The 11,416-nt window shown below is 68.9% G+C and carries 8 protein-coding genes and 1 pseudogene; all 9 read right to left on the bottom strand.

Annotated features, from left to right (window positions below):
- Positions 1 to 1,447: rhomboid family intramembrane serine protease (locus P3W75_RS08645; RefSeq protein ID WP_276226957.1), on the bottom strand; the 1,447-nt coding region annotated here is incomplete at its 3' end.
- Positions 1,448 to 1,510: 63 nt separating this feature from the next.
- On the bottom strand, positions 1,511 to 1,813 hold the full coding sequence (locus P3W75_RS08640; protein ID WP_276226956.1) for a DUF2845 domain-containing protein: 303 nt from the start codon (positions 1,811 to 1,813) through the stop codon (positions 1,511 to 1,513).
- A gap of 14 nt (positions 1,814 to 1,827) precedes the next feature.
- Positions 1,828 to 2,118 (bottom strand): DUF2845 domain-containing protein, encoded by a 291-nt coding sequence (locus P3W75_RS08635; protein ID WP_276226955.1) that lies wholly within the window; start codon positions 2,116 to 2,118, stop codon positions 1,828 to 1,830.
- 10 nt (positions 2,119 to 2,128) lie between these two features.
- Complete coding sequence (locus P3W75_RS08630) at positions 2,129 to 5,329, bottom strand: DUF748 domain-containing protein (RefSeq protein ID WP_276226954.1); 3,201 nt, start codon at positions 5,327 to 5,329, stop codon at positions 2,129 to 2,131.
- 81 nt (positions 5,330 to 5,410) lie between these two features.
- Positions 5,411 to 6,031 carry a response regulator transcription factor gene (locus P3W75_RS08625; RefSeq protein ID WP_276226953.1) on the bottom strand — a complete coding sequence of 207 codons (621 nt, stop codon included), beginning with the start codon at positions 6,029 to 6,031 and terminating at the stop codon, positions 5,411 to 5,413.
- Between the two features lie 81 nt (positions 6,032 to 6,112).
- On the bottom strand, positions 6,113 to 7,291 hold the full coding sequence (locus P3W75_RS08620) for an acetyl-CoA C-acetyltransferase (protein WP_276226952.1): 1,179 nt from the start codon (positions 7,289 to 7,291) through the stop codon (positions 6,113 to 6,115).
- A 115-nt stretch (positions 7,292 to 7,406) separates the two neighbouring features.
- On the bottom strand, positions 7,407 to 8,285 hold the full coding sequence (locus P3W75_RS08615) for an oxygenase MpaB family protein (protein WP_276226951.1): 879 nt from the start codon (positions 8,283 to 8,285) through the stop codon (positions 7,407 to 7,409).
- A gap of 94 nt (positions 8,286 to 8,379) precedes the next feature.
- The gene (gene acs, locus P3W75_RS08610) at positions 8,380 to 10,317 is read right to left on the bottom strand and encodes an acetate--CoA ligase (RefSeq protein ID WP_276226950.1); all 1,938 of its coding nucleotides are present in this window, start codon (positions 10,315 to 10,317) and stop codon (positions 8,380 to 8,382) included.
- Between the two features lie 290 nt (positions 10,318 to 10,607).
- A pseudogene (locus tag P3W75_RS08605) lies at positions 10,608 to 11,416 on the bottom strand (glucose-6-phosphate isomerase); the annotation flags it as partial.

Below are 11,416 nucleotides of genomic sequence, written 5' to 3'. Positions count from 1 at the left end.
GCGCCAGTTGCTGCTGGTAGAGCGTCAGCTGTTGGGTCTGTTCGGCGTCGGGGTAGTGGCGGCGCAGGAATTGCCCCAGCTCCCGCAACCCCTGGGTGTCGCGCTGGGCGCCGAGGCGCTTGGCCAGCTGCAGGGTCAGTTGCGGCAGCTGCGCCGCTGCCTGCCCGCCTTGGGCCAGGCGTCGCCAGGTTCCCAGCGCACGGGGCGTGTCATCGAGTTGCAGGAGCTTCTGCAGCAGGTGCAACTGCACCATGGGGTGCGCCAGCAGGCGCTGCCCCTCCGCCGGGCTGTCGTCGGCCAGGCGCCGCAGCAGACCGGTGGCCTCGCCGGCGGGCAAGGCGAACAGCTGCTTGAGCACGGCGCTGAGCAGTGCCGGGTCCTGGCGCGAGCGGGCCACGCCGTACAGGCGTTCGATCAGCAACAGCCGGCCTGGATAGCGCTCCAGCAACTCGAGGCCTCGCGGCGCGGCCTGGTCCAGGGCGAAGCGGCCGATCAGCGCGTCGAGGGTCGCCAGTTCGCGCTTGAAGGCGGCATCCGGGTCGTCCTTGCTCAGGTAAGCCTCGTCGACCTGCATGCGCCCGAAGCGGCGCGGCAGCCACACCAGCAGGAAGCCCGAGGCCAGGCCGCCGAGGTGCGCGTAGTAGTTGACGTGGTCGGCGGCGCGCAGCAGCCCGTAGAGCTCCTTGCCCATCCACAGCGGCAATATCCATAGGGCCGGCGCGCTGAAGTAGCCGAGCAGCGGGCCGAGCCAGTAGAAGAAGCGGATGCGGCGCAGGCCGTAGACGCCGATGTACATGCCCATCAGCCCGGAAATGGCCCCGGAGGCGCCGATGCCGCTGACCCACACCGGGTCCAGCGCCCACCACAGCAACCCCGAGCAGAGCCCGCTGAGCAGGTACAGCGCCAGGTACTTCAGGCGTCCCAGGGCCACCTCCAGGGCGAAGCCGAAGAGGAACAGGAACACCATGTTGCCGGTCAGGTGCCAGAAGTCGCCGTGCAGGAACATCGAGCCGAACAGGCCCTTGAGGCTGAACTGCGCCGGGATGAAGCCGAAGCGCAGCGAGCTCAGGCGGTCGCGCGCGGCTTCGGCGCTGGCCCGCGCCGCTTGCCAGGCCGGGTCCTGCTTGAAGGCGGGCATGTCGCGCAGTTCATGGCCGAACTCCAGGTCGCGCAGGACCAGCCAGGCCAGGTCCTGGCGGCGTAGCGCCTCGACGCTGCGGCGAGCGTCGTCGTCGAGCTTCTCGCGGCGCGCGAAGGAGTCGAGGAACAGCGGGCGTTCGCGGCTGAGCAGGTCCTGTTGCAGGTAGACGCCGATGGCGTGCTCCTGGCGCTCGTGGTCGCCGCCCTGGTAGAGGAAGAAGATCAGGCAGTTCAGCAGGATCAGCGCCAGGGTGACCAGTGGCGGCTTCTTCCAGTCCAGCGGGTGTTCGGCGGGCACGACGAGCATGGGCAGCCTGTCCTTGGCGGGCGGTGATGGCGCGAGACTATCACCGGCGTGGAGGGCTGTCTGTCAGTTGCTGCGCTTGCTCTGGATGGAGTCGATGCGGTTGCCGCGGAAACGCACGAAATAGAGCATGCCGTTCCACGGCCCGTAGATCCATTCCTCCACCCGCACCTCCTGGCGCTCGCCCCAGTCGCCGACCACGATGCGGTTGCCCAGGTAGGAACGGTCCACTGGCTGGCCGCAGCGGTCGATCACGTCGCTGGTGCTGTCGCCGCTGCTGATCAGGCGGCTGCCGCAACGCAGGCTGTCGGCCTGGGCGGCGCCGGCGGCGAGCAGCAACAGCGGCAGGAGGAGGGCGATGGGGCGCATGGGGGCTCCGCGAATCAGTCGCGCTTGAATTCGATGCTCTTCAGCCGGTTGGCTTCGAAGGTGAGGATGTAGCTGGCGCCGTTGCGCGGGCCGTAGACCCATTCCTCGATCTTGAACTCGCGGCGGTCGTAGCCGCCGAGGGTGTAGCCGACGTCGTCGCGGTGGTCCGGCGCGCCGCACTTCTGCTCCACTTCCCAGGCGCGGTCGCCGACGCTGACCAGCGCGCTGCCGCAGCGCATGCTGTCGGCCTGGGCGGTGACGCTGGCCAGCAGCAGGGCGCCGGCCAGCAGGGGGAGGGACTTCATCGGGCTTGCCTCATTCGCTGTCGAGGTGGAGCTGGGTGGTGACCTCGCCGCCTTTCTCCGCCTCGCCCAGGCTGACATCGATCAGGTAGATACGATCATCCCCCAGTCCACCCTTGGACACCAGATAGTCCTTGATCCGCGCGCCGCGCTCCTGGGCCAGCTTGCGCAGCAGCAACTGGCTGCCGCTCCAGGAGTCGATCACCGCCTGGCGCAGCTTGGCGCTGCGCTCGTCCTTGCTCAGCTGCTGCCATTCCGCCGGCGGCTGTTTCTTCAGGCGCGTGCGGTAGATGCCTTCGAGCAGGGCCGGTTGCAGGTCCTCGGGCACCTCCAGCTTGCTGGCGTCGCTGGGCACCTTGTCGCCGCGGCGTTGCAGCATCTTGTAGTAGCTGTCGCGGAATTCCTGTTGCAGGCGCTGCTCGGCCAGCAGCGGGCCGTCGGCCGCGGCGGCGCTGACCCCCTCGACCTCCAGCTTCAGCGCCGGGCGTTGCTTGAGCGCGCCGGCGAGCTTGTCGAGGTTGCCCTGGGCGGCCGGCGCCAGGTCGCTGGAACCGGCGGCGAAGGCGACGTTGCCGAGGTCCTCGTCGCCACCGCCGGACGCCAGCCCGGCGATGAACTTGAAGGGCGCCTGCACGGCGCGCAGCACCAGGTTGCGCAGGGTCTGCCAGACGATCGGCATGACGCTGAACTGCGGGTTGTTCAGGTCGCCTTCCAGCGGCAGCTGGATGTCGATGTTGCCGTTGGTGTCCTTGAGCAGCGCCACCGCCAGTTTCACCGGCAGGTCGACGGCGTCCGGGCTGTCGACCTTCTCGCCCAGCTGCAGGTGCTCGACCAGCACCTTGTTGTCGGCTTTCAGCTGGCCCTTGGTGATCTGGTAGTGCAGGTCCAGGTTCAGCCGGCCCTTGCGGATGCGGTAGCCGGCGAACTTGCCGGAATACGGCGTCAGCGTGGTCAGCTCGACACGCTTGAAGCTGGTGGCGATATCCAGCTTCTCCATCGGCGAGAACGGGTTGAGGCTGCCCTTGATGGTCACCGGGGCGTACTTGTCGACCTTGCCCTTGATGTCGACGCTGGCCGGCTGCGGATTGCGGTTGTCGATGGCGCCGATCTCGCCGCCCAGTTGCTGGATGGCGGTGGCGAAGTCCGGGCGCAGGGTCAGGTCGGCGAAGTTGGCCGAGCCGTCGTTGATGCGGATACCGCCGATGCGGATGCCCAGCGGCTTGCCGCTGTCGGCCTTGGCGCTGGCGCCCTTGGCGGCCGGCTGCGCGGGTTGGGCGATGATCAGCTCGCTGACGTTGGTGCTGCGATCCTCGTTGATGATGAAGCGCGCGTAGGGCTGTTCGAAGGACACGCTCTGGATCACCAGGCTGTCGCCGTGGCGGTAGGCGAGGCCGTCGAGGGTGAGCTTCTGCCATTTCACGAAGTCGCGGCTCTTCAGGGTGTCCAGCGTATGCAGCTGGGTGACCTCGGCGCTGCCGCCGACGCTGAAGGCCAGCGGCTCGGTGCCCTTGAGGTCGACGTCGAGCTTGCTGGCGAGGAAGCCGCTGCGCAGTTCCAGGCGGATGAACGGTTCCAGGTAGGCCTGGGCCAGGCGCAGGTCGATGTCGCGGGTGGCGACCTTGAGCTTGGCGCTGACCGGGTTCGGGGTGACGCTGCCGCTGGCCTCGATCTGCCCGCCCTTGCCGATGCCGGTCTTGAGCTTGAGCTGCAGCGGGCTGGTCAGCGAGCTGTCGAGGTCCTGCAGGTCGAGGTCGAGCGGGCCGACGTCCAGTGCCACCGCCTTGGCCGGCACGCGGTCGGCCAGGTGCACTTTGTAGCCGCGCAGCTGGGTGTCGCGCAGCACCACGTGCCAGGGCTTCTGCGGTTCCACCGGCTTGGCTGGCTGCGGCGCGGGGCTGGCCGGCTTGTCGGCGGCGGCCGCGACGGCGGCCTGGTCGGCCTGCGCCTGGGCTTTGGCTTGCGCCTTGGCCTCGGTTTCGGCGGCGGGTGTGCTTGCGGTTTGCGCCGTGGCCTGGGTACTGGCCTTGTCCGCCTCGGGCTTGCTCTCGGGCTTGGCCGGCGTCTTGGCGGCCTCGGCTTCCGGCTTGGCTATCGGGGTGGCATCGGTCTTGGCGGCTTCGGCGGGCTGCGGCGCGGCCTCGGCGGGCGCCTGGGCCGGTTCGCCCGCGGCAGGTGCTGCGGCGGCCGGCGCCGGCTTGCGCTCGGGCTTCTGGAAGTTGGCGAAGAGTTTCTGCCAGTCGAGCTGGCCGTCCTTCTCCCGCGCGGCCCAGGTTTCCAGGCCCTGGCTGCGGATCTGGCCGACCACCACCTCGCGCTTGGCCAGGTCCAGGCTGGTGTCGCCGACGTCGAGGCTGGCCAGGGTGACCAGCGGCTTGCCGGCCGGGCTCTTGAGGTCGAGCTCGCGCAGGTTGGCGCTGGTCTTCTCCAGCAGCAGTTCGGTGTCCTTGCTCAGGTCCAGCTTGTAGTCGGTGGCGACGCTGAGGATGCCTTTCTGCAACTCCAGCGGCACCGCGTCGCGCACATAGGGCCACCAGGCCTTGAGCGGTATGCCCTGGACCGACAGGCTGCCGCTGGAGGCCAGCGGGATGAGGCTGAAATCACCCTTCCAGTCGACCTTGCCGCCGTGCGGGCCGGTGCCGCTCAGGGTCATCTGCGCGCCGCTGTCGGGCAGGGTGCTGAGGTTGTGCAGTTCGAAGCCCAGCGGGTCGAAGACGAAGTCCACCTGCTCGCTCGGGCGGTTGTCCTGGAAGTGCACGCTGCCCTGGCTCAGGGCAATGCGCTCGATGCGCACGGGGAACGGCTTGCTGTCCGGCTGCGCGGGTTGCGGCTCGCTGGGCGGCAGGTTGAACAGGCGGGTGAGGTTGAGGGTGCCGTCCTCGGCGAACAGCACCTCGCCGTGGGGCTTGTCGAGCTGCACGTCGACCAGGTGCAGTTGGCGGGTCCACAGGCTGTCCCACTGCAAGTCGGCGTACAGGCGTTCGAAGGCCACCTGTTCCTGGCCGGGCTGGCCGATGCGCAGGCCCCAGACGCTCAGTTCCAGGCTGAAGGGGTTGAGTTCGATGCGATCGATGTGCGCCGGCAGCGTGGCGTAGTGCGCCAGTTGCTGGTTGGCCACGCGCAGGGCGACGCCGGGGAGGATCAGGAAGCCCAGCAGGCAGTAGAGGAGGAACAGCAGCACCAGGGTGCCGATCGCGCGAATCAATCCTTTGGGCATGGCGGGCTTCGTCTTCCGTCGTGGCGTACCTCGGAGTATGGCACGCGAGCAAAGTTCCAAACGCTGAGCCGGGGCAAGCCCTCAGGCCTGCAGGTTGTGCTGGCGGGCGAATTCCACCAGGTCCACCAGGCTGTCCAGTTGCAGTTTCTCGAGGATGCGGGTCTTGTAGGTACTGACGGTCTTCTGGCTGAGGAACAGCTCCTCGGCGATCTGCTTGTTGCTCAGCCCGCGCACCAGGCTGCGCAGCACCACCAGCTCGCGCGGGGTGAGCGCCGCCACCGGGTCGTCGCCGGCCTGCCCGGCGCTGCCCAGCGGCCGCTCGGGGAAGCAGCGGTAGCCGGAGACCAGCATGCGCGCGGCGTTGAGGATGGCCGCGGTGTCCTTGTTCTTGCTCACGAAGCCATGGCCGCCGGCGGCTTCCACGCGGTTGGCGTAGAGGCGCTCGTCCTGGGAACTGAGCACCAGCAGGCGGATGTTTTCGTCGAAGATGTGCACCCGCGCCAGCAGGTCCATGCCGTCCAGCCCGGGCAGGTTCAGGTCGAGGATTACCAGGTCGGGGCGTTCCTGGCGCACCAGGTTGAGACCGGCGAGGCCATCGGGCGCCTCGCCGACGATTTCGAATTGCGGGTCCTGGGCCAGTAGCGAGCGGATCGCCAGGCGCATGGCGGGGTGATCCTCCACCAGCACGACGCGTTTGTTCATGGGCAGTCCTTTTGAGTCCTCGGCATGCCCTTTGAAGATAGCCCAGATGGCGCGACCGGGAGGCCGCGCCGGCGTGGCGGATCAGCGCTCGATGGCGAGCGCCACGCCCTGGCCGCCGCCGATGCACAGCGTGGCCAGGCCTTTGCGGGCGTCGCGACGAAGCATTTCGTGCAGCAGGGTCACCAGAACGCGACAACCGGACGCGCCGATCGGATGGCCGAGGGCGATGGCGCCGCCGTTGACGTTGACCTTGGTGGCGTCCCAACCCAGCTCCTTGCCCACCGCCAGGGCCTGGGCGGCGAAGGCCTCGTTGGCCTCGATCAGGTCGAGGTCGGCCAGCTGCCAACCGGCCTTTTCCAGGCAGCGGCGGGTGGCCGAGACCGGGCCGATGCCCATGATCGCCGGGTCGACCCCGGCGCTGGCGTAGGCGGCGATGCGGGCCAGCACCGGCAGGCCCAGGGCCTCGGCCTTGGCGGCGCTCATCAGCAGCACGGCGGCGGCGCCGTCGTTGAGGGTCGAGGCGTTGCCGGCGGTGACGCTGCCGTCCTTCTTGAACGCCGGCTTGAGCTTGGCCAGGGATTCGGCGGTGGTGCCGGCGCGCGGTTGTTCGTCGGTGTCGAAGCGCAGCGGCTCGCCCTTGCGCTGGGGAATCTCCACCGGCGCGATCTCGGCGGCGAAGCGGCCGGCGGCGATGGCTTCGACGGCGCGGCGCTGGGATTCGGCGGCGAAGGCGTCCTGCTCCTCGCGACTGATGGCGTACTTGTCCACCAGGTTCTCGGCGGTGATGCCCATGTGGTAGTCGTTGAAGGCGTCCCACAGGCCGTCGACGATCATGCTGTCGAGCAGTTGCGCGTGGCCCATGCGCAGGCCGGTGCGCGCCTTGGGCAGCACGTAGGGGGCCAGGCTCATGCTTTCCTGGCCGCCGGCGATGACCACCTCGGCGTCGCCGCAGCGGATCGCCTGGGCCGCCAGGTGCAGGGCCTTGAGGCCCGAGCCGCAGACCTTGTTGACGGTCATGGCCGGCACTTCGCGGGGCAGGCCGGCGGCGATGGCGGCCTGGCGCGCGGGGTTCTGTCCGGCGCCGGCGGTGAGGGTCTGGCCGAGGATGACTTCGTCGACTTCGCTGGCGGCGAGGCCGGTCTGGCGCAGCAACTGGCGGATCACCACGGAACCCAGTTCGTGGGCCGGCAGGGCGGCCAGGGCTCCCTGGAAGCTGCCGATGGCGGTGCGGGTGGCGGCGACGATGACGACATCTTGCATGACGCTTTCCTCAGCGGTGGCGGCGCGGGCCGCGGCGAACGATCCGCCATGGTTGCACAGCCCGCTCGGGCAGGACCACTACCCGAACCGAGTGGTCGGGCGCGAGCCCGCGCGGTCAGCGCAGCGGTGGCAGGCCCATGCGCCGGCGCGCGCGGTGCAGCGAGCCGTTGCGCACCGCCCAGCGCAGCAATGGCACGCTGCGCCGCACGCTGGCGCGGATCAGCTGGCGCTGCAGCGGGCGCAGGGAAAAGCCGAGCATCTGCGCCGCCCAGTCGGGCAGCAGGTCGATGCCGGCGCGCATCATCAGGGCGCCGAAGGGCTTGGCCAGGGAGCTGGGCGCGGGGGCGTCGAGCAGCACGCCGACCACTTCGCGGGTGCGCTCGTCGTAGCGCAGTTGCGGGCGCATGCGTTGCAGGTAGTCCTCGACTTCCTGGCGCGAGCGCGGCACGCCGCGGGCGCCCAGGCGTTCGGCGATCAGGGCGATCTCGTCGTAGTAGCGGTCCTGCTCGCTGCCCGGCAGGTCGGGGTTGAGGTAGCGCAGGTGCGACTTGAGGAAGCAGCTGACTTCGGCGACGTGCACCCAGGTCAACAGGTCGGGGTCGCTGGCGGCGTAGGGCGTGCCGTCGGGCAGGGTGCCGCTGACGCCTTCGTGGATGCGCCGCACCCGCGCGATCAGCTTCTCGGCGTCGGCCTGCGAGCCGTAGGTGGTGGCGGAGATGAACTGGCCGGTGCGGCGCAGGCGGCCGAGCATGTCGGCGCGGAAGTTGGAGTGGTCCCAGACGCCGCCCAGGGCGGCCGGGTGGAGCATCTGCAGAAGCAGCGCGCTGATGCCGCCGATCAGCATCGAGCTGAAGTCGCCGTGCACCTGCCAGCTGGCCGACTCCGGGCCGAACAGGCCGGGGTCGCCCTTGGGGGATTCGAAGTCGACGCCCCCGAGGGCGAGTCCGGTCAGGCTCAGGACCTGGCTTTCGATGTGGCGGCGAACGGTTTCCATGGCGGGGAGCTGCAAGCCTCAAGCGTCAAGCTACAAGTGGTGCATGGCGTTAGCTTAACCGCAGGCGCTCTGTCTTGCAGCTTGCAGCCACCCCTCATCTGTTGATGCGATTGTCGATGAGCCCCTGGACCACGCCGGGGTCGGCGAGGGTCGAGGTGTCGCCGAGGTTGTCCAGTTCGTTACAGGCGATCTTGCGCAGGATGCGCCGCATGATCTTGCCCGAGCGGGTCTTCGGCAGGCCCGGCGCCCACTGCAGCAGTTCCGGCTTGGCGAAGCTGCCGATCTCCTTGCCGACCAGCGCCAGCAGCTCCTGCTTCAGCGCGTCGCTCGGCTCGACGCCATTCATCGGCGTGACGAAGGCGTAGATGCCCTGGCCCTTGAGGTCGTGCGGGTAGCCGACCACGGCGGCCTCGGCCACGGCGTCGTGCAGCACCAGGGCGCTCTCCACCTCGGCGGTGCCGATGCGGTGCCCGGAGACGTTGATGACGTCGTCGACCCGCCCGGTGATCCAGTAGTAGCCGTCCTCGTCGCGGCGCGCGCCGTCGCCCGTGAAGTAGTAGCCGGGGTAGGGCTTGAAGTAGGTGTCGATCATCCGCTGGTGATCGCCATAGACGCTGCGGATCTGGCTCGGCCAGCTGGCCTTGATGGCCAGCACGCCGGCGCCGGGGCCGTCGATCTCCTTGCCCTGTTCGTCCAGCAGCACCGGCTGCACGCCGAAGAACGGCCGGGTCGCCGAGCCGGGCTTGAGCGCGGTGGCGCCGGGCAGCGGGGTGATGAGGATGCTGCCGGTCTCGGTCTGCCACCAGGTATCCACGATCGGGCAGCGCGCATCGCCGACCACGTGGTAGTACCACTCCCAGGCTTCCGGGTTGATCGGCTCGCCCACCGAACCGAGCAGGCGCAGGCTGGCGCGCGAAGTCTGCCTGACCGGCGCCTCGCCCTCGCGCATCAGTGCGCGGATGGCGGTCGGGGCGGTGTAGAAGATGTTCACCTGGTGCTTGTCGATCACCTGCCAGAAGCGCGAGGCGTCCGGGTAGTTCGGCACGCCCTCGAACATCAGCGTGGTGGCGGCGTTGGCCAGCGGGCCGTAGACGATGTAGCTGTGGCCGGTGACCCAGCCGACGTCGGCGGTGCACCAGTAGATGTCACCGTCGTGGTAGTCGAACACGTACTTGTGGGTCATGGCCGCGCCCAGCAGATAGCCGCCGGTGGTGTGCAGCACGCCCTTGGGTTTGCCGGTGGAGCCGGAGGTGTAGAGGATGAACAGCGGGTCCTCGGCGTCCATCGGCTCGGGCGGGCAGTCCTCGCTGGCCCCGCGCACCGCCTCGTGGTACCAGAGGTCGCGACCCTCGACCCAGGGCACCTCGCCCTGGGTGCGCTGCACCACCACCACGCTGGAGACCTTCGGGCAGTCCTTCAGGGCCTTTTCCACGTTCTGCTTGAGCGGCACGTACTTGCCGCCGCGTACGCCTTCATCGGCGGTGATCACGGTGCGGCAGTCGGAGTCGAGGATGCGGTCGCGCAGGGAGTCCGGCGAGAAGCCGCCGAACACCACCGAGTGGATCGCGCCGATGCGCGCGCAGGCCAGCATGGCGTAGGCCGCCTCGGGGATCATCGGCATGTAGATGCACACCCGGTCGCCTTTCTCGACGCCGCGGCTCTTCAGCACGTTGGCCAGGCGGCAGACGTGGCTGTGCAGCTTGCGGTAGGTGATGTGGGCGGATTCGCTGGGGTTGTCGCCTTCCCAGATGATCGCCACCTGCTCGGCGCGCTGTTCCAGGTGGCGGTCGATGCAGTTGTAGGCGACGTTGAGCTGGCCGCCCTTGAACCAGGTGGCCTGGCCGCGTGCCAGGTCGCCGTGGTGCACCGAGTGCCAGGGCTTGAACCAGTCGAGCAGCGCCTTGGCCTGCTCGCCCCAGAACACGTCCGGTTGTTCGATGGATTGGCGGTAGAGGCGCTGGTAGCCCTCCTCGTCGAGGTAGGCACGCTTGCGAACGGCGTCCGGCACCGGGTGAACGGTGATTTCGAACATGACGATATCCTTGTTGTTGTGATGTTTTTCGAAGGCGTCTGGCTCAAGACTGGGCCAATGCGCGGCCCGGTTCAAGTCTTGGAGGGATGGCCGGCGGTTCGGTCGGGGCCCGCTACGTCCGCGTGCAGCGAATGCCTTGCGTAGGGCGAAGAGCGCGCCAGTGTCATGCGCCGTCGGTGCGCGCGCAGGGCGCGCTCCTGCAGGGGAATGGCAGGTGGCGCATGCCGTAGCGGAAATGAAAACGCCGCTTCCCCTGTGGAGGAAGCGGCGTTTTCTGCCACGGCGGCGAATCAGCCGCGGTGACGGCCGCGGAAGAAGTCGATCAGGCCCTGGGTCGAGGCGTCCTCGGCCGGGGTTTCCTCGCTGCCGACCAGGCGACCGTAGACCGCCTTGCCAAGCTCCTTGCCCAGCTCCACGCCCCACTGGTCGAAGGCGTTGATGCCCCAGAGGATGCTCTGCACGTAGACCTTGTGCTCGTACATGGCGATCAGTGCACCCAGGCGGCGGGCGCTGATGCGCTCCAGCACCAGGGTGTTGCTCGGGCGGTTGCCGGGGATCGCTTTGTGCGGCGCCAGGCGCTGCACTTCGGCTTCATCCAGGCCCTTGGCGCGCAGTTCGGCCTCGGCCTCGGCGCGGGTCTTGCCGAGCATCAGCGCCTGGCTCTGCGACAGGCAGTTGGCGTACAGCCACTGGTGGTGGTCGGCTACCGGGTTGTAGCTGGACACCGGGACGATGAAGTCCGCCGGGATCAGCTGGGTGCCCTGGTGCAGCAACTGGTGGTAGGCGTGCTGGCCGTTGCAGCCGACGCCGCCCCAGATCACCGGGCCGGTGCCGGCCGAGACCGGGGTGCCGTCCTGGCGCACGCTCTTGCCGTTGGACTCCATGTCCAGCTGCTGCAGGTGGTCGGTGATGTTCCGCAGGTAGTAGTCGTAGGGCAGGATGGCGTGGCTGCGCGCGCCCCAGAAGTCGCCGTACCAGACGCCGAGCAGGCCCAGCAGCACCGGGATGTTGCGGGCGAAGGGCGCGGTCTGGAAGTGCTGGTCCATGCTGTAGGCGCCGGACAGCAGCTCCTTGAAGTTGTTGATCCCCACCGACATGG

The organism is Pseudomonas citronellolis, from assembly GCF_029335315.1.
Classification (GTDB): Bacteria; Pseudomonadota; Gammaproteobacteria; order Pseudomonadales; family Pseudomonadaceae; genus Pseudomonas; species Pseudomonas citronellolis_A.
The sequence above is the reverse complement of the archived record's forward strand: the minus strand, read 5'-3'. Positions and strand labels throughout refer to the sequence as shown.

Bases quoted from the DNA above. Each gene is read 5' to 3' on its own strand.
- P3W75_RS08640 (WP_276226956.1), bottom strand. From the start codon at position 1,813: ATGCGCCCCATCGCCCTCCTCCTGCCGCTGTTGCTGCTCGCCGCCGGC.
- P3W75_RS08635 (WP_276226955.1), bottom strand. From the start codon at position 2,118: ATGAAGTCCCTCCCCCTGCTGGCCGGCGCCCTGCTGCTGGCCAGCGTC.
- P3W75_RS08630 (WP_276226954.1), bottom strand. From the start codon at position 5,329: ATGCCCAAAGGATTGATTCGCGCGATCGGCACCCTGGTGCTGCTGTTC.
- P3W75_RS08625 (WP_276226953.1), bottom strand. From the start codon at position 6,031: ATGAACAAACGCGTCGTGCTGGTGGAGGATCACCCCGCCATGCGCCTG.
- P3W75_RS08620 (WP_276226952.1), bottom strand. From the start codon at position 7,291: ATGCAAGATGTCGTCATCGTCGCCGCCACCCGCACCGCCATCGGCAGC.
- P3W75_RS08615 (WP_276226951.1), bottom strand. From the start codon at position 8,285: ATGGAAACCGTTCGCCGCCACATCGAAAGCCAGGTCCTGAGCCTGACC.
- acs (WP_276226950.1), bottom strand. From the start codon at position 10,317: ATGTTCGAAATCACCGTTCACCCGGTGCCGGACGCCGTTCGCAAGCGT.